19 protein-coding genes are annotated in these 22646 nt (G+C 72.9%); 10 read left to right on the top strand and 9 right to left on the bottom strand.

Annotated elements, in window-relative coordinates; genetic code table 11:
• The first annotated feature begins 62 nt into the window (after positions 1 to 62).
• The 4 genes from ACFY60_RS07155 (at position 63) to ACFY60_RS07140 (ending at position 6855) form a co-directional block, all read left to right on the top strand.
• Complete coding sequence (locus tag ACFY60_RS07155) at positions 63 to 1193, top strand: helix-turn-helix transcriptional regulator (protein WP_388608525.1); 1131 nt, start codon at positions 63 to 65, stop codon at positions 1191 to 1193.
• Positions 1084 to 2220: a tRNA dihydrouridine synthase DusB gene (dusB, locus tag ACFY60_RS07150; protein ID WP_388608523.1), complete on the top strand. Its 1137-nt coding sequence runs from the start codon at positions 1084 to 1086 to the stop codon at positions 2218 to 2220. The genes ACFY60_RS07155 and dusB overlap by 110 nt, the downstream gene beginning before the upstream one ends.
• A 355-nt stretch (positions 2221 to 2575) precedes the next feature.
• Positions 2576 to 5287, top strand: coding sequence for a pyruvate, phosphate dikinase (gene ppdK, locus ACFY60_RS07145; RefSeq protein WP_388608521.1), 2712 nt, complete (start codon positions 2576 to 2578; stop codon positions 5285 to 5287).
• Between the two features lie 545 nt (positions 5288 to 5832).
• The gene (locus ACFY60_RS07140) at positions 5833 to 6855 is read left to right on the top strand and encodes a helix-turn-helix domain-containing protein (RefSeq protein WP_388608519.1); all 1023 of its coding nucleotides are present in this window, start codon (positions 5833 to 5835) and stop codon (positions 6853 to 6855) included.
• On the opposite strand, the gene ACFY60_RS07135 is transcribed toward ACFY60_RS07140, so the two are convergent.
• Positions 6825 to 7985, bottom strand: coding sequence for an alkaline phosphatase PhoX (locus ACFY60_RS07135; RefSeq protein ID WP_388608517.1), 1161 nt, complete (start codon positions 7983 to 7985; stop codon positions 6825 to 6827). The two genes, ACFY60_RS07140 and ACFY60_RS07135, sit on opposite strands and share 31 nt — an antisense overlap.
• Before the next feature lie 226 nt (positions 7986 to 8211).
• Between ACFY60_RS07135 and ACFY60_RS07130 the strand changes: the two genes are divergently transcribed.
• Together ACFY60_RS07130 and ACFY60_RS07125 are read left to right on the top strand one after the other, a co-directional pair.
• Positions 8212 to 8673, top strand: a complete 462-nt coding sequence (locus tag ACFY60_RS07130) for a group III truncated hemoglobin (RefSeq protein WP_388608515.1) — start codon at positions 8212 to 8214, stop codon at positions 8671 to 8673.
• Between the two features lie 152 nt (positions 8674 to 8825).
• A complete protein-coding gene (locus tag ACFY60_RS07125; RefSeq protein WP_388608513.1) occupies positions 8826 to 9239 on the top strand; it encodes a VOC family protein in 414 nt (137 codons plus the stop codon).
• A 65-nt stretch (positions 9240 to 9304) separates the two neighbouring features.
• On the opposite strand, the gene ACFY60_RS07120 is transcribed toward ACFY60_RS07125, so the two are convergent.
• The 5 genes from ACFY60_RS07120 to ACFY60_RS07100 form a co-directional block, all read right to left on the bottom strand.
• On the bottom strand, positions 9305 to 10066 hold the full coding sequence (locus tag ACFY60_RS07120) for an SDR family NAD(P)-dependent oxidoreductase (RefSeq protein ID WP_388608511.1): 762 nt from the start codon (positions 10064 to 10066) through the stop codon (positions 9305 to 9307).
• Between the two features lie 100 nt (positions 10067 to 10166).
• Positions 10167 to 10751 carry a TetR/AcrR family transcriptional regulator gene (locus ACFY60_RS07115; protein ID WP_388608509.1) on the bottom strand — a complete coding sequence of 195 codons (585 nt, stop codon included), beginning with the start codon at positions 10749 to 10751 and terminating at the stop codon, positions 10167 to 10169.
• A gap of 61 nt (positions 10752 to 10812) precedes the next feature.
• Positions 10813 to 11142 (bottom strand): nitrite reductase small subunit NirD, encoded by a 330-nt coding sequence (gene nirD / locus ACFY60_RS07110; RefSeq protein ID WP_388608507.1) that lies wholly within the window; start codon positions 11140 to 11142, stop codon positions 10813 to 10815.
• Positions 11139 to 13688: a nitrite reductase large subunit NirB gene (gene nirB / locus ACFY60_RS07105; RefSeq protein ID WP_388608505.1), complete on the bottom strand. Its 2550-nt coding sequence runs from the start codon at positions 13686 to 13688 to the stop codon at positions 11139 to 11141. The genes nirD and nirB overlap by 4 nt, the downstream gene beginning before the upstream one ends.
• A gap of 1 nt (position 13689) precedes the next feature.
• The gene (locus ACFY60_RS07100) at positions 13690 to 14904 is read right to left on the bottom strand and encodes an NAD(P)/FAD-dependent oxidoreductase (protein WP_388608503.1); all 1215 of its coding nucleotides are present in this window, start codon (positions 14902 to 14904) and stop codon (positions 13690 to 13692) included.
• 206 nt (positions 14905 to 15110) lie between these two features.
• On the opposite strand from ACFY60_RS07100, the gene ACFY60_RS07095 reads away from it, so the two are divergent.
• Positions 15111 to 15896 (top strand): sulfite exporter TauE/SafE family protein, encoded by a 786-nt coding sequence (locus ACFY60_RS07095; protein ID WP_388608500.1) that lies wholly within the window; start codon positions 15111 to 15113, stop codon positions 15894 to 15896.
• A gap of 18 nt (positions 15897 to 15914) precedes the next feature.
• On the opposite strand, the gene ACFY60_RS07090 is transcribed toward ACFY60_RS07095, so the two are convergent.
• The 3 genes from ACFY60_RS07090 to ACFY60_RS07080 all read right to left on the bottom strand — a co-directional run bounded on the left by ACFY60_RS07090 (position 15915) and on the right by ACFY60_RS07080 (position 18286).
• Entirely contained in the window at positions 15915 to 16535 is a 621-nt protein-coding gene (locus tag ACFY60_RS07090) for a class F sortase (protein ID WP_388608498.1), read from the bottom strand.
• 115 nt (positions 16536 to 16650) lie between these two features.
• Positions 16651 to 17157, bottom strand: a complete 507-nt coding sequence (locus tag ACFY60_RS07085) for a hypothetical protein (protein WP_388608496.1) — start codon at positions 17155 to 17157, stop codon at positions 16651 to 16653.
• Positions 17158 to 17458: 301 nt separating this feature from the next.
• Positions 17459 to 18286: an aminotransferase class IV gene (locus ACFY60_RS07080; RefSeq protein WP_388608494.1), complete on the bottom strand. Its 828-nt coding sequence runs from the start codon at positions 18284 to 18286 to the stop codon at positions 17459 to 17461.
• Between the two features lie 146 nt (positions 18287 to 18432).
• Between ACFY60_RS07080 and ACFY60_RS07075 the strand changes: the two genes are divergently transcribed.
• The 3 genes from ACFY60_RS07075 to ACFY60_RS07065 are packed head-to-tail and all read left to right on the top strand — an operon-like array spanning position 18433 to position 22646.
• Positions 18433 to 19038 (top strand): NADPH-dependent FMN reductase, encoded by a 606-nt coding sequence (locus ACFY60_RS07075; protein ID WP_388608493.1) that lies wholly within the window; start codon positions 18433 to 18435, stop codon positions 19036 to 19038.
• A gap of 9 nt (positions 19039 to 19047) precedes the next feature.
• Entirely contained in the window at positions 19048 to 20784 is a 1737-nt protein-coding gene (locus ACFY60_RS07070; RefSeq protein ID WP_388608490.1) for an ABC transporter ATP-binding protein, read from the top strand.
• On the top strand, positions 20781 to 22646 hold the full coding sequence (locus tag ACFY60_RS07065; RefSeq protein WP_388608488.1) for an ABC transporter ATP-binding protein: 1866 nt from the start codon (positions 20781 to 20783) through the stop codon (positions 22644 to 22646). The genes ACFY60_RS07070 and ACFY60_RS07065 overlap by 4 nt, the downstream gene beginning before the upstream one ends.

Below are 22646 nucleotides of genomic sequence, written 5' to 3'. Positions count from 1 at the left end.
TCTTCTCATCCTGGTACAACGGCTACCTGGCACCGGGCGGACGGCCCGGGCAGGCTGGACTCATGACCCTCACGGCGGGCCCCGCGCCCGAGCCCGCACCGCAGCCCGCGCCGGTACCGGTGACGCCGGGGCACGGGCCCGTCCCTCCGGCGTCCGGACCCCTCGCGGCCGGGCCGGCGCCCGTGCCCCCGTCGCCCGGGCCCGCGGGACGGCGGCCCTCCGAGCCCGAGGTGCGGCGCTACGAGCTGGCCGCCTTCCTGCGGAGCCGGCGGGAGCGCATCAGCCCCGAGCAGGTCGGGCTGCCGCGCGGCCGCCGGCGCCGGACGCCCGGTCTGCGCCGCGAGGAGGTCGCGCAGCTCTCCGCCGTCGGCGTCACCTGGTACACCTGGCTCGAACAGGCCCGGGACATCCAGGTCTCGCCGCAGGTCCCGGGCGCCCTCGCCGGGGCCCTGCTGCTCGATCCGACCGAGCGCGCCCACCTCTTCGCCCTGGCCGGTCGGGCCGACCCGCACCCCGAGGCACCCGACGCGGCCGTCACGCCCGCCCTGCGCGCGATCCTCGGCCAGCTGGAGCCCGTACCGGCCGCCGTGCAGAACGCCCGTTTCGACTTCCTCGCCTACAACCGCACCTTCGGGCACCTCTTCCGCGACCTGGACGTCCTGCCCCGCGAGGACCGCAACTCCCTCTGGCTCGCCTTCACCGACGAGGCGTTCCGCTCGGCCGTGACCGACCTGTCGGAGCTGCTGCCGCTCCTCACCGGCAAACTGCGGGCCGCGCGGGCCGAGCACCTGGCCGATCCGGCGTGGAAACGGCTGGTCCAGCGCCTGGAGGAGGCGTCGCCGGAGTTCCGGGAGATCTGGGCCCGCCACGACGTGGTCGCCCCCGGGGGCCGGACCAAACTGATCCGCAACGCCCACGTGGGCCTGCTCCGCTTCGAGCACACCAACCTGTGGCTGGGTCCGGGCGGCGGCCCGAGCCTCGTGACGTACGTCCCGCTGGACGAGGAGACCCGGGCCGGGGTCGAGCGGCTCCTCTCCCTGGTGGCCCCGTCCGCGGATTCCGGCGGTGCGGGACAATGGGCCAATGACCGCGTTCTCCCCCCTCTCCATCGGGCCGCACATCGTGCAGCCGCCGGTGGTGCTCGCCCCGATGGCCGGCATCACCAACGCCCCCTTCCGCACCCTCTGCCGTGAGTTCTCCGGTGGCAAGGGCCTGTTCGTGAGCGAGATGATCACGACGCGGGCGCTGGTGGAGCGCAACGAGAAGACGATGCAGCTCATCCGGTTCGACGAGACCGAGAAGCCGCGCTCGATCCAGCTCTACGGCGTGGACCCGGTGACCGTCGGCAAGGCCGTGCGGATGATCGTCGACGAGGACCTCGCCGACCACATCGACCTGAACTTCGGCTGCCCGGTGCCGAAGGTGACCCGCAAGGGCGGCGGCTCCGCCCTGCCGTACAAGCGGCCCCTGCTGCGGGCGATCCTGCACGAGGCCGTGTCGAACGCCGGTGACCTGCCGGTGACGATGAAGATGCGCAAGGGCATCGACGACGACCACATCACCTACCTCGACGCGGGCCGGATCGCGGTCGAGGAGGGCGTCACGGCCATCGCCCTGCACGGGCGGACGGCCGCGCAGCACTACGGCGGCACGGCCGACTGGGACGCCATCGCGCGGCTGAAGGAGCACGTGCCGGAGATCCCGGTGCTCGGCAACGGTGACATCTGGTCGGCCGACGACGCCCTGCGGATGATGCGCGAGACCGGCTGCGACGGCGTGGTCGTCGGGCGCGGCTGCCTGGGCCGCCCGTGGCTGTTCGCCGACCTGGTGGCGGGCTTCGAGGGCACCGGCGCCTCCGCGCGGCCCGGGCTGCGGGAGGTCGCCGACGTGATGGTGCGGCACGCGCGGCTGCTCGGCGAGTGGCTGGGCGACGAGGCGCGCGGTGTCATCGACTTCCGCAAGCACGTCGCCTGGTACCTGAAGGGCTTCGCGGTCGGGTCGGAGATGCGCAAGAAGCTTGCCGTCACCTCCTCCCTGGAGGAACTGCGCGCTCAGTTGAGCGAGCTCGACCTGGACCAGACGTGGCCGGTGGGGGCGGACGGCCCCCGGGGCCGTACGTCCGGGAACAACCGTGTCGTGCTGCCGGACGGCTGGTTGAAGGACCCGTACGACTGCGCGGGAGTGAGCGAGGACGCCGAGCTGGATACGTCCGGCGGCTGAGATCCGGGCCCGTTCGGGGAGTGATCCTCACCACCCTTGAGGCGGGGTGTGCTCAGATGAGCGGGTCGGAGGCGACTGCACTGCCTGAAGGGTGGCACTGAGTGCCACCCTTTTTGCATTCAAGTCTTGAACGCAAATGGTCGACAGGGCGCTCATTCGAGCGTGAATCTGCTGGATTGGGTCAAGCGGCCTTCGGGGTGTGAAAGCGCAAGCTACCGCCTGGTTACTTTCGAAGTGGGGGCGGACGGGTGGTTACGACTGTGTGACCGGCAGGCGTACCTCCCCAGAAGCCTTCGATCTGGGTATGTTCCTCGCCGTCAGGGCAGCCAACCGAGTCGTCGAGGAGTCGAGACCCGTGTCGGAAAACAATGATCAGAAGTTCGTGTACGACTTCACCGAGGGCAACAGGGACCTGAAGGACCTGCTCGGTGGCAAGGGCGCGAACCTGGCCGAGATGACCAACCTGGGTCTTCCGGTTCCTCCCGGCTTCACGATCACCACCGAGGCGTGCAAGGTCTACCTCGAGAGCGGCTCGGAGCCGGCGGCACTGCGCGACGAGGTCAGCGCGCACCTCGACGCGCTCGAGCAGAAGATGGGCAAGAAGCTCGGCCAGGCCGACGACCCGCTGCTCGTCTCCGTCCGCTCGGGCGCCAAGTTCTCGATGCCGGGCATGATGGACACGGTCCTCAACATCGGCCTCTCGGACGAGTCCGTCGTCGGCCTCGCGAAGCAGGCCGACAACGAGCGCTTCGCCTGGGACTCGTACCGCCGCCTCATCCAGATGTTCGGCAAGACCGTCCTGGACGTCGACGGTGAGCTGTTCGAGGACGCGCTCGACGAGGCCAAGGCCGCCAAGAAGGTCGCCAGCGACACCGACCTGGACGCGGCGGACCTGAAGAAGCTCGTCAAGCAGTTCAAGAAGATCGTCAGGACCGCGACCGGCCGCGACTTCCCGCAGGACCCGCGCGAGCAGATGGACCTGGCCATCAAGGCCGTCTTCGACTCCTGGAACGGCGACCGCGCCAAGCTGTACCGCCGCCAGGAGCGCATCCCGCACGACCTCGGCACCGCCGTCAACGTCTGCTCCATGGTCTTCGGCAACCTGGGCCCGGACTCCGGCACCGGCGTCGCCTTCACCCGCGACCCCGCCTCCGGCCACCAGGGCGTCTACGGCGACTACCTCCAGAACGCGCAGGGCGAGGACGTCGTCGCCGGCATCCGCAACACGGTCCCGCTCGCCGAGCTGGAGTCGATCGACAAGAAGTCGTACGACCAGCTGATGTCGATCATGGAGACCCTGGAGACCCACTACAAGGATCTCTGCGACATCGAGTTCACCATCGAGCGCGGCCAGCTCTGGATGCTCCAGACCCGCGTCGGCAAGCGCACCGCCGGTGCCGCCTTCCGCATCGCGACCCAGCTCGTGGACCAGGGCCTGATCGACGAGGCCGAGGCGCTCCAGCGCGTCACCGGCGCGCAGCTCGCCCAGCTGATGTTCCCCAAGTTCGACGAGGACGCGAAGGTCGAGCAGATCGGCCGCGGTATCGCCGCCTCCCCGGGCGCGGCCGTCGGCAAGGCCGTCTTCGACTCGTACACCGCCGTGAAGTGGTCCCGCTCGGGCGAGAAGGTCATCCTGATCCGCCGCGAGACCAACCCGGACGACCTGGACGGCATGATCGCCGCCGAGGGCATCCTGACCTCGCGCGGCGGCAAGACCTCGCACGCCGCCGTCGTCGCCCGCGGCATGGGCAAGACCTGTGTCTGCGGCGCCGAGGAGCTGGAGGTCGACACCAAGCGCCGCCGGATGACCACCGCCTCCGGCGTGGTCGTCGAGGAGGGCGACGTCGTCTCCATCGACGGCTCCACCGGCAAGGTCTACCTCGGTGAGGTACCCGTCGTACCGTCCCCGGTCGTGGAGTACTTCGAGGGCCGCATGCACGCCGGCGCCGACGACGCCGACGAGCTGGTGCAGGCCGTCCACCGGATCATGGCCTACGCCGACCGCGTCCGCCGCCTGCGCGTCCGCGCCAACGCCGACAACGCCGAGGACGCACTGCGCGCCCGCCGCTTCGGCGCCCAGGGCATCGGCCTGTGCCGCACCGAGCACATGTTCCTCGGCGAGCGCCGCGAGATGGTCGAGCGCCTGATCCTCGCCGACACCGAGGACGAGCGCGAGGCCGCCCTCGCCGAGCTGCTGCCGCTCCAGAAGCAGGACTTCATCGAGCTGTTCGAGGCGATGGACGGGCTGCCCGTCACCGTCCGCCTGCTCGACCCGCCGCTGCACGAGTTCCTGCCCGACATCACCGAGCTGTCGGTGCGCGTCGCCCTCGCCGAGGCCCGCAAGGACCCCAACGAGAACGACCTGCGCCTGCTCCAGGCCGTCCACCGGCTGCACGAGCAGAACCCGATGCTGGGTCTGCGTGGTGTCCGCCTGGGCCTCGTCATCCCCGGCCTGTTCACCATGCAGGTGCGGGCCATCGCGGAGGCCGCGGCCCAGCGTATCGACGCCAAGGGCGACCCGCGCGCCGAGATCATGATCCCGCTCGTCGGCACCGTCCAGGAGCTGGAGATCGTCCGCGAGGAGGCCGAGCAGGTCATCGCCGAGGTCCAGGCCCGCACCGGCGTGGAGCTCAAGCTGGCGCTCGGCACCATGATCGAGCTGCCGCGCGCCGCCGTGACCGCCGGGCAGATCGCCGAGGCCGCGGAGTTCTTCTCCTTCGGCACCAACGACCTGACCCAGACGGTGTGGGGCTTCTCCCGCGACGACGTGGAGGCCTCGTTCTTCACCGCCTACCTGGAGAAGGGCATCTTCGGCGTCAGCCCCTTCGAGACCATCGACAAGGACGGCGTCGGCTCCCTCGTGCGCAGCGCCGTCGAGGCCGGCCGTGCCACCCGCCCCGACATCAAGCTCGGTGTCTGCGGCGAGCACGGCGGTGACCCGGAGTCGGTGCACTTCTTCCACGAGGTCGGCCTCGACTACGTCTCCTGCTCGCCGTTCCGGATCCCGGTGGCGCGCCTGGAGGCGGGCCGTGCCGCCGCCGGGTCGAAGGGCAGCGACAGCCGCTGACCCGGCCGCCCGACCGCTGCTGAACGGCCGTTCAGCAGCGGCTTCCCGGGAACCACCGGGGCCGCCGCCGGTCTCTCACGACCCTCACCGACGGGCGGCGGCCCCGGAACCAAGAGAGACGGGACGGACACCTTTGTGCGGAGGTGTCCGTCCCGTCGTTTTGATTTTGGGTCGATTTTGGTCGGAAGTGAGTTCACGTTCAATTGGGGCCCATTGAATTATTGGGCTTTGAACTTTCCCGTTTCTTCGGCAAAGAACGGGTCGGGCGCGGCCTCCGGATCCCCACCCGGTGGCCGCGCCCTTTACCCATGTCGGGCAGGTGAGCCGCAACCCTCGCCGACCGCCGCCGGACGGGCAAAGCCCCCCACGGTCTTCACCACGTCACCTCGGTCCTGAAGGTTTCCTGCCCGACACCGCACAGCTTTTCGGTTCACCCCCGTTCGCCGCGATGCTTTTCAACTGTGGCTGAAACACCCTGGTAACAACCTGTGATGGTGTGCATACTCGTCGGCGGGGGTGGTTGCGAGTGCACAGGTGGGGGCTTGATGCTGCGGATTCATTTCACCGGCGACGATCTGGCGGCGGTCCGGATGGCCGCCCGCCCCGACGTTCTGTGGGAAACGATTCTGAGCTTTCACCGTTTAAGGGACCGGCGGGGCCCCGTCGTCTACGGGGAATGGCGCTCCGAAACGCGGATGCGGCTCGGCGGGGAGACCCGGCTGCTCGCCGCCCTGGTGCCCAGCCGGGGCTATTTTCCCGACTTCCTGACGCCCGCCGAAGCGGTGCACGGGCTCGACGAGGGCCTCCAGGCGATCCGCGCGACGGACCTCGGCCGGCTGCGCGGTGAACTCTCGCTGCTCGCCGCCGACCGCAGCGGCGGCCGGACCGTGCCGCACTCGCTCCGTGCCCTCGCCGACGGCGGCGCGGAGCCCTTCGACCGGCTCGTCGGGGCGCTGCGGTCCTACCACCGGGCGGCCGTGGAGCCGTACTGGCCGCACATCCGCGCCCGTGTGGAGGCCGACCGGGCGCGGCGCGGCCGGGCTCTCCTCGACGGCGGCGCGGAGGAGCTGCTCGCCTCACTGCCGCCGATGCTGCGCTGGCACGCGCCCGTCCTGGAGGCCGACTACCCGGTCGACCGGGACGTCCACCTCGGCGGCCGGGGGCTGCTGCTCCAGCCCTCGTACTTCTGCCGGGGGACGCCCGTGATGCTGCGCGACCCCGCGCTGCCGCCGGTCCTCGTCTACCCCGTCACGCACGGCGAGGCGCCCACCGTCCGGGCGCCCGGCGGCTCCTCGCTCGCGAAGCTGGTGGGCCAGACCCGCTCCGCCGTCCTGCACGCCATCGGGGACGGCGGGACGACGAGCGAGCTGGCCCGGCGGGCCGGGGTCTCGCTCGCCTCGGCGAGCCAGCACGCGGGCGTGCTGCGCGAGGCCGGGCTCATCGCGACCCTCCGCCACGGCAACGCGGTGCTGCACACGCTGACGCCGCTGGGCGCGGCCCTCCTCGGAGGCGCCCAGCGGCAGGCCGAACCGGAGCGTTACGCGCGGAACGGGCCGGTCACCTCGTAGGTGATGCCGCCCGAGGAGCTGCCCGAGGTGCCGCGCTGGCTGGAGAAGTACAGCCGCCGGCCGTCGGGGGAGAAGGCCGGGCCGCAGATCTCGGAGGAGGACTGGCCGTTGATCCGCAGGAAGGGGGCCACCACGTCGTCGGGGGTGATGACGCAGATCTCCATGTTGCCGCCGTCCTCGGCGACGAACAGGTCACCGGAGGAGGCGCCGGTGACGTTGTCGACGCCGGTGAGCGGGGCGGCGCCGCTGGGCACGAGCGAGTCGTCGTAGGCCAGCTCGTAGGTGTTCGTGGCGAGGTTCAGCTGCCAGAGGCGGTTGTCACCCTTGGTGGTGAACCACACGGTGTCGTTGGCGTAGTGACAGCCCTCGCCGCCGTTGAACTTCTTCGCCGACGAGACCTGGTAGCGGGTGGCGGTGGGGGAGCCGTCCGGGTCCGGGACGTTCTGCCAGGTGAACGAGCCGGAGGTGGCCGTGCCGGCCACCAGGACCTGGAGGGTGCCGGCGGAGAGGTTGCCCCAGGTGGAGGGCACGAAGCGGTAGAAGCAGCCGTCGGACTTGTCCTCGGTGAGGTAGACCGCCCGGCGGACCGGGTCGGCGGCCGCCGCCTCGTGGTTGAAGCGGCCCATGGCGGCCCGGCGGACGGCCGGGTTCACGCCCCACGGGTCCGTCTCGTACACGTAGCCGGTGTCGACCTCCTCGCAGGACAGCCAGGTGTTCCACGGCGTCTTGCCGCCGGCGCAGTTGCGGTTGGTGTTGGAGAGGATGCGGTAGGCCGAGGTGATGGAGCCCGAGGAGTCGAACCTGATCGCGCTCGCCCCGCCCGTGCTGGAGATCTCCGAGTTGGAGACGTAGATCCAGCCGGTGCCGTCGGCGTAGCAGGCACCGCCGTCGGGAGCGTTGTGCCAGACGTACGAGGTGCTGCCGACCCGCTGGCCGGACCGGGCGACGACCCGGCTGGTGAAGCCGCTGGGCAGCTGGATGCCGTTGGCGTCGGCGGCGCCGAGCGGGCCGTACGGGCCGGCCCCGGGCTGGGCGGGGGCCGCGTAGGCCGCCCCGCGCATCAGGGTGCCGCCGAAGGCGGCCGCCGACGTGCCGATGACCGCTCCGCGCAGGAAACTGCGTCGCTCCACGTCTCACTCCATGGGTGTGATGATCAGCCGCCGCACGGTCCGCGGCGGGGTCACGCGCTTCCGGAACCTAGGAGTACGGAGTTGACTGTGCATCAACAAGTGGTGAAGGGGAAGCGGCGGGACGGGGACGGGGACCGCCCGAGGCCCGCGGCCGTCGCCTTCCGGCCATTCCTCCCCACGGGTACGGCGCCGGGGGAGCGCCTCCGCCGTGCGGGACACTGGAGGCATGCCTGCCACCCGGAACCCCAGGGACATCGGCGGCCGTGACGACCTCGCCGTCCTGCTGCGCCGCTTCTACACCGAGGCCGTCGCGGACCCGCTCATCGGTCCGTACTTCACCGAGGTCGCCGGCACCGATCTGGACGCCCACCTGCCCCGGATCACCGACTTCTGGGAGCGGGCGCTGTTCCGTACGGCCGGCTACGGGCGGGACGCCTTCGCCCCGCACGCCGGCCTGCACGCGGCCCGGCCCCTCACCGCCGCCCACTTCGGGCGCTGGGTCCAGCTCTGGCACGCCACCGTCGACGGCCTCCACCGCGGGCCCCGGGCCGAGCGCGCCAAGGCGCAGGGCGAGCGGATCGCCCGCGCCATGCTGCGGCGGCTCGCCGGGCCGGACGCTCCCACCGGGGGAGGGGACGGGGGCTTCGTCCCGCTGGCGGCGCTGCGGCTGCGGGCCCCGGCGGCCTGAGGGGGCCCGGGGCGCGGCGCCCACGGACCGGACCGCCCGGAAAAAGTTTCGGAGGACCGCGCCGCGAGCGATGAGTTCCGGACGCGACGCCCGTCTACCCCTTCGAACGCGCCGGAACCGAGCAGGGCGGCGCCCTACCGAGGAGAGACACCATGGCCCCGCAGATGATCTTCGTGAACCTGCCGGTGAAGGACCTGGACGCCAGCAAGGCCTTCTACGAGAAGATCGGCTACTCGATCAACCCGCAGTTCACCGACGAGACCGCCGCCTGTGTCGTCATCAGCGACACGATCTTCGCGATGCTCCTCACGGAGGAGAAGTTCAGGAGCTTCACCGCCCCGGGCAAGGAGATCGCCGACGCCACGAAGGCCACCGAGGTGCTGATCACGCTGAGCGCCGAGAGCCGGGAGAAGGCCGACGCACTCGCCGACGCCGCCCTCGCGGCCGGCGGCAGCCCGGCGAAGGAGCCGATGGACATGGGCTTCATGTACGGCCGCTCCTTCGCCGACCCGGACGGCCACCACTGGGAGGTCTTCTGGATGGACCCGGCCGCCGCCCAGGGCTGAGGCCCCAGGGGCGGGCCCCGGCCGGGCCCTCGGGGCCGGACCGGGACCCGGCGCTCCCGCCCGGATCAGGCAGCGACGCCGCCGTCGATCACCAGGTCCGCGCCGACGACCGCCCCGGCCGCGTCCGAGGCGAGGTAGAGGACCGCCGCCGCCACCTCGGCGGCGGAGGTGATCCGGCCGAGCGGTGACTCGCCCTTCATCCGGACCTCCCGCTCGGCCTCGGTCTCGCCGGGCAGCAGGGACATGGCCGACTCCGCGGCCCCCGGGCTGACCGCGTTGATCCGTACGCCGTCGCCGATGTGGTCCAGGGCCGCGGCCCGGGTGAGGGCCGAGACCGCCGCCTTGGAGACCTGGTAGCCGAAGACGCCCGGCACGCGGACGTGCGCGCCCAGGTTGGAGGAGATGTTCACGATCGCGCCGCCGCCGTGCGCCCGCATGTGGGCGACCTCGGCCTGGAGGGCGTGCAGGACACCCGTCACGTTGACGTCGAGCAGGGTCTGCCAGTCCTCCAGGGGGAAGTCGGCGGCGCTGTGGCCGCCGAGGAAGACGCCCGCGTTGTTCACGGCCACGTCGAGCCCGCCGTACAGCTCCACCGTGCGCCGGACCAGCTCCCGCGTGGAGGCGGCGGAGGACACGTCGGCGGTGACGGCGGCGGCGGTGCCCCCGGCGTCACCGATCATGGCGACCGTCTCGTCCAGGGCGGCGGCGGTGCGGCCGGCGGCGACGACCTTCGCGCCCTCGGCGGCGAAGGAGAGCGCGATCTCGCGCCCCAGGCCCGAACCGGCCCCGGTGACGAGGACGACGCGGTCGGTGAAGCGATCGGACATGGAAAACCCTCCGAGGGTCGGTTCTTTTACTTGACCGTACGTTCCAATATGAGCCGCGGGAAAAGGGCGCCCCTTCCGGGCGCCCTTCCTTCGGTCCGGCTCAGTCCAGCAGGGCCAGGGCCTGCTCCGCCGCGTCCCGTACCCGTGCCGGGTCCGTGGAGGCCTTGCCGACCAGCCGGATGCCCTGGGTCAGGACGAGCAGCATGCGGGCCAGGGCCCGCGGGTCGCGCTCGGGCGGCAGCTCGCCCTGGGCGCGGGCCCGGACGAGCGCGGCGTGGAGCAGCGTCTCCAGGTGCTCCCAGTTGAGCTCCACCCGGTGCGCCACGGCGGGGTCGTGCGGGGCGAGCTCCGCCGCCGAGTTGGTGACGAAACAGCCGTGCAGGCGCTCCTCCTCCGCACCGGCCTCGGCCGCGAAGCGGCGGACGAGGGCCCGGACGGCCGGCAGGGCGGGGCCCGGCGCGGACAGCTCCTCGACCATCCCCGGCACGCGCTCCTCGGCGTAGCGGTCCAGGGCCTTCAGGTACAGCTCGTGCTTGTTCCCGAAGGTGGCGTAGAGGCTCGCCCGGCCGATGCCGAGATGCTCCACGAGGTCGGACATCGCCGTCGCCTCGTAGCCGCGCGCCCAGAACAGTTCGAGCGCTGCCCGGAGCGCGGCATCCGGATCGAATTCCTTGGTCCTGGCCACGCCCCGACCGTACGCCGGTCTGGAACGACCGGTCAAGTAAAGGGGGGTTGGCCTTTCGGCGTCACCGCACCCGCACCGGGTAGACCGTCACCGCGACCTCGTCGTCGTCCAGGCACCGGCCCGTCGTCAGGTCGAAGCGCTGCTTCAGCAGGGGCGAGGCGACGAACGGCCGTCCCTCCGCCGACCCCAGCAGCCCCCGGGCGAGCACCTGCGCGCCCGTGAACGGGTCGCGGTTGTCGATCGCGTACGTCCGCCCCGCGCGGTCCCGGAAGACCGCGGCCTGCCGGCCGTCCGGCAGCAGGGCCGCCATGCCCCGCCCCGGCGTCAGCCGGTCCGCCTCGCAGACCGTCATCCACGCGTCCTCGGACAGGGAGAGTTCGAGCGTCGTCATCGGGAGGTCGCTCCTTCCAGCGTGCCGACCGGCGAACCGATCGTGAGGATGTCGAGGTCCGGCTTGATCTGGTCCCGCTCCGGGACGAAGCGGACCGAGGGGTCCGGGGTCTCCGGCGCGTTGACGAAGGAGACGAACCGCCGCAGCCGGTCGGGGTCGTCCAGGGTCTGCGCCCACTCGTCCCGGTACTCCGCGACGTGCGCCGCCATCAGCGCCTCCAGCTCCTCGCAGAGCCCCAGGCTGTCGTGCACGACCACGTCCCTGAGGTGATCGAGCCCGCCCTCCAGGCGCTCCAGCCAGGTGGACGTCCGCTCAAGGCGGTCGGCCGTCCGGATGTAGAACATGAGGAACCGGTCGATGAGGCGGATCAGTTCGGCGTCCGACAGGTCCTGGGCGAGCAGGTCGGCGTGGCGCGGGGTCGCGCCGCCGTTCCCGCCCACGTACAGGTTCCAGCCGGAGGCCGTGGCGATGACGCCGAAGTCCTTCGACTGGGCCTCCGCGCACTCGCGGGCGCAGCCGGAGACCGCCGACTTCAGTTTGTGCGGGGCGCGCAGGCCCCGGTAGCGCAGTTCCAGCCGGATGGCCATCTTCACCGAGTCCTGCACGCCGTAGCGGCACCAGGTCTGCCCCACGCAGGACTTCACCGTGCGCAGCGCCTTGCCGTACGCGTGTCCCGACTCGAAGCCCGCGTCGACCAGACGCGTCCAGATCGCCGGGAGCTGGTCCACCCGCGCCCCGAAGAGATCGATGCGCTGACCACCGGTGATCTTCGTGTAGAGCCCGAAGTCGCGGGCCACCTCACCGATCACGATCAGCTTCTCCGGGGTGATCTCACCGCCGGGGATGCGCGGCACGACGGAGTAGGAGCCGTTGCGCTGCATGTTGGCGAGGAAGTGGTCGTTGGTGTCCTGCAGCGCGGCCTGCTCGCCGTCCAGGATGTACCCGTCCAGGCCGATCGCCGGGGCCAGACTGGCCAGGATCGAGCCGACGGTCGGCTTGCAGACCTCGCAGCCCTCGCCGCCCCGCGCCTCCGGGCGCCCGTGGGAGTCGAGCAGGGCCGCGAAGGAGGTCACGCGCAGAGTGCGGGCGATCTCGTAGAGCTCGCTGCGGGTGTAGGAGAAGCAGCCGCAGAGCCCTTTGTCGGTGGCCGCCGGCAGCAGCTTCTCGATGACCTTGACGCAACTGCCGCAGCCCGTACCGGCCTTGGTGCACTTCTTCACCTCGGGCAGGGTCGCGCACTGGGTGATGGCGTGCTTGGTCACGTTGTGGCAGGAGCAGATCACCGCGTCGTCGGGCAGCGCCGAGGGGCCGAGCGCGACCGGCGCGCCCGCGCCGGCGGGCAGCACGAGCTGCTCGGGCGAGACCGGCGGCACGCTCCCGGTGAGCGGGCGCAGCAGACCGTACGACTCGGCGTCACCGACCAGGACGCCGCCGAGCAGCACCCCCTCGCCGTCCACCACCAGCTTCTTGTAGACGCCCGACCGGGAGTCGGAGTACACCACGTCGAGGCAGCCCTCGGCCGTGCCGTGCGCGTCACCGAACGAGGCCACGTCCACACCGAGCAGCTTCAGCTTGGTCGACAGGTCGGCGCCCGTGAAGCCGTCCCCGGCCTCACCGGCGAGCACCGCCGCCACCGTCTGCGCCATCTCGTAGCCCGGCGCCACCAGGCCGTACACCCGCCCGTCGGAGGCCAGCGCGCACTCGCCGATCGCGAAGACCGCCGGGTCCGAGGTGCGGCACCGCTCGTCCACCACGACGCCGCCGCGCTCCCCGACGCTCAGGCCGCAGTCCCGCGCCAGCTGGTCCCGGGGCCGTACGCCGGCCGAGAACACCACCATGTCGGTGGCGAGTTCGGAGCCGTCCGAGAGCCGCATCGCGGTGACCGCGCCGTCCTCGGTGACGACCTCCTGGGTGCCCGTCCCGGTGTGGACGGTCAGGCCCATCTGCTCGATGGTGCGCAGCAGCGCGGCGCCGCCGCCCTCGTCCACCTGCACCGGCATCAGCCGGGGCGCGAACTCCACGATGTGGGTGTCGAGACCCAGGCCCTTGAGCGCGCCCGCCGCCTCCAGACCGAGCAGGCCGCCGCCGACGACCGCGCCGGTCGTCGCCCCCTTGGCGTACTCCTCGATCGCCAGCAGGTCCTCGATCGTGCGGTAGACGAAACAGCCCCGGGCGTCCTTGCCGGGCACCGGCGGCACGAAGGGGTACGAGCCGGTCGCGAGGACCAGGGTGTCGTACGCGAAGACCCGTCCCGAGCGGGCGGTGACCGTCCGGCCCTCCCGGTCGACCGCCTCGGCCGGGTCACCGACGTACAGCTCGATGCCGTGCTTCTCCATGAAGCCGGCCTCGACCATCGACAGGTCCTCCGGGGTCCTGCCCGAGAAGTACGAGGTCAGCTGGACGCGGTCGTAGGCGGGGCGGGGCTCCTCGCAGAGCACGACGACCCGGGCCCGCTCGGTGACGCCACGCTCGGCGAGCGCCTCCAGGAACCGCTGGCCGACCATTCCGTGGCCGACCAGGACGATGGTGGGGGTGTGCGCGCTCATGTCAGGAGCCTCCGTCGTGGGTGAGCAGGTGCAGCAGGGGGGCCTCGGGGAGGGCCTCGTCGCCCTCCCAGGCCCGGGCGAGCGCGCCGACCGCGGCCAGGTCGCCGAGGAGGACGCCCCCGACGAGCCGGTCCCCGCGGACGACGACCTTGCGGTAGGCGCTGCGCGTGGCGTCGGTGAGCTGGACGACGTCGTCGCCCGGCCGCGGTGTCGCGTCGCCGAAGGCGGCGAGGTCCAGGGGCCGGGAACCGCCCAGGGTGAGCCGGGTGAGCGCCCGGGTGCCGGTGTAACGGGGGCCGGGGCCCGCGCCGCCGGCGGGAGCGGGGTCCCCGGCGGCGAGCACGTCCGCCAGGACGTCGGCCTGTTCCAGGGCCGGGCCGGCGAGGCCGTAGACGCGGCCGTCGTGCTCCGCGCAGTCGCCGATCGCGTGGATGCGCGGATCGGAGGTCCGCAGCTCGTCGTCGACGACGATCCCGGTCCTGACCTCAAGGCCCGCCTCCCGGGCCAGGGCGGTCCGCGGGCGCACCCCGCAGGCGAGCACCACGACCTGGGCGTCGAGCACGAAGCCGTCGGCCAGTTCGACCGCCGTCACCGCCCCGTCGCGCTGCCGCAGCCCGCTCACCCGGCACTCCGTGTGCACCTCGACCCCGAGGGCCTCCACGTGCTCCCGCAGCAGCTCCGAGGCCCGCGCGTCCAGCTGCCGCTCCATGAGCCGCTCGCCCTGCTGGGTCAGCACCACCTCGGCGCCCCGCGCGGCCAGCGCCCGCGCCGCCGACACCCCGAGCAGCCCGCCGCCGACGACCACCGCCCGCACCCCGGGCCGTACCAGCTCCCGCAGGGTCAGGCAGTCGTCGAGCGTACGGAAGGGGTGCACGCCCTCCGGGAGCTCCGCCCCGCGCAGTCCGCGCAGCGGCGGCAGCACCGGGTTGGAGCCGGTGGCCAGGACCAGGCGGTCGTAGCCGACGAGCGAGCCGTCCGCGCACTCCACCGTCCGGGCGGCACGGTCGATCCGCACCGCCCGCACGCCGCGGCGCACCGGCTCACGGCCCCCGGGCAGCGCGATGACCTCGGGGGCGTACCGCCCGGCGAGGACATCGGCGAGCAGCACCCGGTTGTACGGGGTGTGCGTCTCCTCGCCGAGGAGGGTGACCGGCAGGCGCTGGGCGAGGCGGAGGCCCGCCGTTCCGCCCCCGACCACCACGATCCGTGTACTCATGTCCAGAAGCGTGCGCGGCGGGTGTTTCCCTGCGGCATCCCGTCTGTTTCCCGCACGGAACGCTGATCTCCGCCCGGGCCGGCCGGCGCTGTGAGGGCACGCGGTACGGCCCCGGGGCGCGGCGGAACCGGCGCCAAGCTCAGAGCAAGCTCAACGATCCCGGGTTCCGTGGACGGGGCAACGATCCGCTCCCTAGGCTCGCGATCATGCCCGACATCACGCTCACCGCCCTCGTCCTGCTGTGCCTCGCCGCGCTCCTGGCCGGGTGGATCGACGCGGTCGTGGGCGGCGGCGGCCTGCTCCTCCTGCCCGCGCTGCTGCTCGGGCTGCCCGGCGCCCCGCACACGTACGCCCTCGGCACCAACAAGGCCGTCGCCATCGTCGGCACCACCGGGGCCGCCGTCACCTACGCCCGCAAGGCGCCGGTGCCGGTGTGGACGGCGGTGCGGGTCGGGCTCGCGGCCACCGCGGGCTCCATGCTCGGGGCCGTCTTCGCCGCGGGCATCAGCGACCGGGTCCTCAGGCCCCTCATCATGGTGGTCCTGGTCGGCGTGGCGGCCTTCGTCATCCTGCGGCCCGCCTTCGGCGCCCGGCCCGAGGGGGCGGAGCGGGCCCCGCTGACCCGGGCCAGGATCGTCACCGCCGTCGTCCTCGTCGGCGGCGGGATCGGCCTGTACGACGGCATGTTCGGGCCCGGCACCGGCACCTTCCTCGTGCTCGCCCTGACCGCCGTGCTCCACCTGGACCTGGTGACGGCCTCCGCCACCGCCAAGATCGTCAACGTCTGCACCAACGCCGGCGCACTCGCGACCTTCGCCTACCAGGGCACCGTCCACTGGCAGCTGGCCGCCGTGATGGCCGTCTTCAACCTGGCGGGCGGCATGCTGGGGGCGCGGATGGCGCTGAGCAAGGGCACCGAGTTCGTGCGCGGGGTGCTGCTCGTCGTGGTCTTCTCGCTGGTGGCGAAGCTGGCCTTCGACCAGTGGAGCTGAGGCCCGGGGGCGGGCCCGCTACCGCACGCCGATCAGGTGCCCGAAGGCGACCACGTTCCCCTGGTAGCCGCCCGCCTTCTCGGAGAAGCCGCCGCCGCAGGTGATCACCCGGATCTCGGCCCGGTCGGCCTCGCCGTACACCTTCTTGTCGGGGAAGTCCTCGTTGGCGTACACCTCGACCGCGTCGACCGTGAAGACGGCGGTCCGGCCGTCGCGCCGGTCCACCTCGATCCGGTGGCCCTTCTTCAGCGCGCCGAGCGTGTAGAAGACGGCCGGGCCCTCGGCGTTGTCGACGTGCCCGGCGACGATCGCGGTGCCCTTCGCGCCGGGCGTCGTGCCGTCCTCGTACCAGCCGGCCAGATTGCGGTCGGCGGCCGGCGGCACGTCGAGGGCGCCGTTCGCCGCCAGGCCCAGCCCGGTCACCGGGGCGTCCACACCGGTCTCCGGGATGCGCAGCCGTACCGGCTCCGAGGGGGGCAGCGGATCGGCGGCGGCGTCCGTGTGCACGGCCGGTCCGGCCGCGAAGGCCTGGGCGGCGGACGGTACGGGCGGGGTGACGTCCTCCGAGCCGTTCTGCACGAGCCAGAGGCCGACGCAGACGGCCACCGCTATGCCCCAGCCCTTGCTCCTGCCGCTCACTCGACACTCACCTGCCGCTCACCTGTCCGTCGTGTGCTCCATGGGTTCCACGGGTGTGGCCCTGCCCCCGCCGGGCCGTGTGCGGGCGCGCGGCGGGGGCAGGACGGGCGGTGGCTCAGTGGCCCTGCGCGCCGCTCGCCCGGCGACGCAGGAGCCAGGCACCGCCGACGGCAGCCGCGGCCAGCACCGCCGCGCCCGCCGTGACCTGGGCGGTGTCGGGGCCGATGCTGCCCCCGACTCCGGTGGGGACGTGGCCGCTCGGAGGCCGGTGCTTGACGGTCAGGTCGCCCCGGGCCGTCTTGCCGTTGTCGCAGGCGACACTGATCCCGTACGTGCCGGGCTTCGTGTGCTGCGGCACGGTGAACTGGCCGACCACGACCTCCTTGTGGGTGCTGGGGTTGAGCTGGAACTCGCCCGCCCCGAGCGAGTTCGCGTCCCCGACGCCGCGGCCGTGCTTGCCGCAGGCCGTGGTGTTGACCGTGACGGTCGTACCGGGGGACGCGGACGACGGGTACACCTCGAGGGTCTCGAAGTCGCCGGCGTGCGCGAGCGGGGCGGTGAAGACCCCGATCGCGGCGACCGACACGGCGGTACCGGTGAGCAGGCGGGCAGTGGTGCGCATGGATGTCCTCCGGGGCGGGGCGCGCGAACGGTCATGCCGGGGGCGGTGCCGGGAGGGACTTCCCGGTACCGGCCTCCTGGGCCGTGTCTGACACGGCCTAGGACCGAGATAAGAGCCGCGTCCCGCGCCGCGCCTGCTGAGGGGGCATCAGGATTGCGCCGTCCGTGACGGCGTGTCGCCTGGATGACGGGTGTTTGCGCAGGTCAGGGTGGGTCTTCCGGGGTCGGATGACGCTCCGTGCCGAACGGGTGATCACCCTCACCCGCTCGGCACGGGAGGCAGGGGGACGCCCGCCGGGACGTCACCCGGTGACCGGCTCCCCCTCCACCGCCCGGTACGCCGCGTGCACCCGCTCCATCAGCTCCTCGTCGACCGGGAAACGGACCCCGTCCACCGCGACCACGGGGGCGATCGTCCGCGAGTTGGTCACCAGGGCGGCCCGGAAGCCGGACAGCCCGTCCAGGGTGACCGGGCGGCGGACCGAGGGCAGCCGGTCCCGGAGCAGGGCCATGGTGATGCCGACGAGGCAGGGGGCGGACGGCCAGACCAGGGAAGTGCCGTCCCAGAACGCCACGTTGGTGACCGCGCCCTCCGCGATCTCCCCCGTGGGGGAGGTCAGCAGGGCCTCGTCGAAGCCCGCCCGGCGGGCCGCCTCACCGTGGTACGTCTGTCCGAAGCCGCCCAGGTGCTTGAGGTGCGGCGCCGGGCGCAGGTAGTCCACGGACCGCAGCCGCTGCGGCGCGCCGGGGTCGTCGGGGGCCGGTGCGGCGACGGTCACCAGGATCCGGGCGGCACCGCCGGGGCCGGCGCCCGGGTACGCGTACACCCGCGCGGAGGCGTCGGTCCGGCCCGCTCGTGCCAGTGCCCCCGCCAGCAGGGTCCGCACCCGTTCCCCGGGGAGCGGGTGGCCGAAGAGTTCGCGGTTCGCGCCGTCGAGGCGGTCCAGGTGCAGGCCGAGCCCCTTCACGTGCCCGTCGCGCACCTGCATCGCCGTGAAGTGGCCGTACCCGCTCATCAGGGCGGCGGCCAGCTCCGGTTCGGCGACGGGGACGCCGTCGGCCTCGACGTGCGGCGGGGCGAGCGGGGGAGGGGGCGCGGCGGGGGAGCGGTGCGAGGGGCCGGTCGTCATGGACCCACCCTAGAGCGGTGGGTCATGGACCGGAGCGGCGCCCGCGCGCCTCGCGGAACCGGTGCCTGAGCCCCCGGCCGCCCCGGAGAACCCCGGAGAACACACCGCTTGACCTCAACTTTGGTTGAGGTACCACGATCTTGGCCATGGACCTCCACGACGCCACCGCGCCCACCGCTCCCCTGACCCTCGCCCTCGTCGTCGCCAGCGACCGCGAAGGCCGCTTCGCCCCCGTCATCGCCGACTGGTTCCGCACCCGGGTCGCCGAGCGCGCCGACTTCACGCTCACCGTCCTCGACCTCGCCGAGACCCGTCTCCCCACCTCCCTCTCCTACGACCCCGACCCCGCCGTCCGCGCCGAACTCGCCCGCGTCACCCCCGTCCTGGAACAGGCCGACGCCTTCGTCGTCCTCACCCCCGAGTACAACCACTCCTTCCCGGCCGCCCTGAAGAACCTCATCGACCGCCACTACACCGAGTGGCGCGCCAAGCCCGTCGGCTTCGTCTCCTACGGCGGCATCTCCGGCGGCATCCGCGCCGTCGAGCAACTCCGCCAGGTCTACGCCGAGATGCACGCCGTCACCGTCCGCGACGGCGTCGTCCTGCCCAACGCCCAGGGACTGTTCGACGAGGACGGCCGGTTCAAGGACCCGACCGGTCCCGAGAACGGCGCCAAGCTCATGCTCAATCAGCTCGCCTGGTGGGGGCGCGCCCTCAAGGACGCCAAGTCCACTCGCCCCTACGCCGCCTGAGGGACCGTCATGACACTGCTGCGGCTCGTCGCCGGGCGCCTGCGCCCCCACCGCGCCCTCCTCGCCTCACTCGTCCTCCTCCAGCTCGTCCAGACTCTCGCCTCCCTCGCGCTGCCCGCCCTCAACGCCGGTGTCATCGACCACGGCGTCCTGCGCGGCGACACCGGCCGCGTCCTCACCGGTGGGGCCACGATGGCCGCCGTCACCCTCCTCCAGGGGGCGGCGGCCGCCGCCGCCACCTACACCGGCGCCCGCATCGCCATGGGTGTCGCCCGCGACCTGCGCTCCGAGGTCTTCCGCCGGGTCCAGGACTTCTCCGCCCGCGAACGCGCCCGCTTCGGCACCGCCACCCTCGTCACCCGCGTCACCAACGACGTCCAGCAGATCCAGACGTTCACCGTCCTCGTCCTGACCATGCTGGTCGCCGCCCCGCTCCTGTGCGCCGGCGGACTCGCCCTCGCGCTGCGCCAGGACGTGCCGCTCGCCCTGGTCCTGCTGCTGTTCGTGCCCGTCATGACCGGCGCCGTCGGCACCGTCGTCCTGCGGATGCGGCCCCTCTTCCGCGGCATGCAGGAACGCCTCGACCGGGTGGGCCGGGTGCTGCGCGAGCAGATCACCGGCGTCCGGGTCGTCCGCGCCTTCGTCCGTGACCGGCACGAGCGGGCCCGGTTCGCCGCCGTCAACGACGAACTCCTCACCGTCGGCCTCCGCGCCGGCCGGCTCCAGGCCCTCATGTACCCCCTCGTCCTCGTCGTCTGGGAGCTCACCACCGTCGCCCTCGTCCACCTCGGCGCCCGCCGCATCGACGCCGGCACCCTCCAGCCGGGGGAACTCGTCGCCTTCCTCGGCTACCTCCTCCAGACGGCCATGTCCGTGATGATGTGCCTCTTCCTCCTCATGCACATGCCCCGCGCCGAGGCCGCCGCCGAACGCGTCCGCGAGGTCCTCGGCACCCCGCCCTCGCTCACCGTTCCCGCCTCCCCGGTCCGCCGCCTCCCCGGCCCCGGCCGCCTCGACCTCCACGACGTCGGCTTCCGCTACCCGGGCGCCGAGGAACCCGTCCTCAGCGGCGTACGCCTGACCGCCGCGCCCGGCGAGACCACCGCCGTCATCGGCTCCACCGGCAGCGGCAAGTCCACCCTGCTGGGCCTCGTGCCCCGCCTCCTCGACGCCACCGAGGGCCGGGTCCTCGTCGACGGCACCGACGTCCGCGACCTCGACCCCGCGCTGCGCGCCGCCATCGTCGGACTCGTCCCCCAGAAGCCGTACCTCTTCGAGGGCACCATCGCCTCCAACCTCCGCTACGGACGCCCCGACGCCACCGACGAGGAACTGTGGCACGCCCTGGAGGTCGCCCAGGCCGCCGACTTCGTACGCGAGCGGGAAGGCGGCCTCGACGCCCCCGTCACCCAGGGCGGCATCAATCTCTCCGGCGGCCAGCGCCAGCGGCTCGCCATCGCCCGCGTCCTCGTCGTCCGCCCCCGCGTCTACCTCTTCGACGACTCCTTCTCCGCCCTCGACGCCACCACCGACGCCCGGCTGCGCGCCGCCCTGCGCGAGGAGACCGCCGGCGCCACCGTCGTGATCGTCGCCCAGCGCGTCGCCACCGTCCGCCACGCCGACCGGATCGTCGTCCTCGACCGGGGCCGCGCCACCGCCACCGGCACCCACGAGGAACTCCTGCGCACCGACCCCACCTACCGCGAGATCGTCCACTCCCAGCTCACCCAGGAGGAAGCAGCGTGAGCACCGCGACCGCCCCCCGATCCGAGCGGTCCACGGCCCCCGCCCGCGGCGGCCCCCCGGTCCGCGACCGCGGCCCCGGGCTGCCCGTCCCCGCCGTCGAACGCTCCCTGGACTTCCGCGCCTCGGGCCTGCGCCTGCTGCGCGTCCTCGCCCCCGACCGGACCCGCCTCGTCGCCGTCCTCACCACCGCCGCCGCGGCCGTCTCCCTCGCCGTCCTCTCCCCGCTCCTCCTCGGCCGCGCCACCGACCTCGTCGTCACCGGCGCCACCGGTCCCGCCGGCGTCGACTTCACCGCCGTCGGCCGGGTCCTCGCCCTCTCCGTCGCCGTCGTCACCGGCTCGGCCCTCCTCACCTGGCTCCAGCAGCGGCTCGCCACCACCGTCGTCCAGCGGGCGGGTCACCGGCTCCGCGAACGGGCCCAGCACAAACTGGCCCGGCTGCCCCTCACGTACCTCGACGGCCGGCCGCGCGGCGAGGTCCTCTCCCGCACCACCAACGACATCGACAACATCACCCAGACCCTCCAGCAGGCCTTCAGCCAGATGATCCGGGCCCTGCTCACCCTCGTCGGCGTCCTGGCGATGATGTTCTGGATCTCCCCACTGCTCGCCCTCGTCGCCCTCGCCACCGTGCCCGTCTCGCTCGCCGTCGCCGCCCGCATCGGCCGCCGCGCCCAGCCCGAGTTCGTCCGCCAGTGGGACGTCACCGGCCGGCTCGGCAGCCACGTCGAGGAGACGGTCACCGGCCACACCGAGGTCGTCGCCTTCGGCCGCCGCGACGAGGCCGTCCGCCGCTTCGACGAGCTCGGCGGGGAACTGCACCGGGCGAGCTTCCGCGCCCAGTTCGTCTCCGGATTCATCCAGCCCGCCCTCACCCTCGTCGGCAACCTCACCTACGTGGTCGTCGCCGTCGCCGGCGGACTGCGCGTGGCGAGCGGCACCCTGACCGTCGGTGACGTGCAGGCCTTCGTCCAGTACTCGTACGAGTTCAACGGCCCCGTCACCCAGATCGCCGCCATGGCCAACCTCCTCCAGTCCGGCGTCGCCTCCGCCGAGCGGGTCTTCGAACTCCTCGACGCCGAGGAGGAGAGCCCCGACCCGGCCCAGCCCCGCCGCCCCGCGCACCAGCGCGGCCGGGTCGTCCTCGACGGCGTCTCCTTCCGCCACGAGCCCGGCCGGCCGCTCATCGAGAACCTCTCGCTCACCGTGGAACCCGGCAGGACCGTCGCCGTCGTCGGCCCGACCGGCGCCGGCAAGACCACCCTCGTCAACCTGCTCATGCGGTTCCACGAGCCGACCGGCGGCCGGATCACCCTCGACGGCGTCGACACCGCCGCCATGACCCGCGAGGACCTGCGCTCCGGGATCGGCATGGTCCTCCAGGACACCTGGCTGTTCGGCGGCACCATCGCCGAGAACATCGCGTACGGGGCACCCGGCGAGGTCCCGCGCGAGCGGATCGTCGCCGCCGCCCAGGCCGCCCACGCCGACCGGTTCGTCCGCACCCTCCCCGACGGCTACGACACCGTCCTCGACGAGGACGGCGGCGGGCTCAGCGCGGGCGAACGCCAGCTCGTCACCCTCGCCCGCGCCTTCCTCGCCGACCCGGCGATCCTCGTCCTGGACGAGGCGACCAGCTCCGTCGACACCCGCACCGAACTCCTCGTCCAGCGGGCCATGGCCACCCTGCGCGCCGGCCGCACCAGCTTCGTCGTCGCCCACCGGCTCTCGACCGTCCGCGACGCCGACACCATCCTCGTCCTCGAACGCGGGGCCGTCGCCGAACAGGGCACCCACGAGGAGCTCCTGGCCGCGGGCGGCGCCTACGCCCGGCTGTACGCCGCCCAGTTCACCCGGGCGTGA

The sequence above is a fragment of the Streptomyces sp. NPDC012827 genome (assembly GCF_042900905.1).
Lineage (GTDB): Bacteria > Actinomycetota > Actinomycetes > Streptomycetales > Streptomycetaceae > Streptomyces > Streptomyces gulbargensis.
Note: the sequence above shows the minus strand (reverse complement) of the source record. Positions and strands in the feature narration are given on the sequence as shown.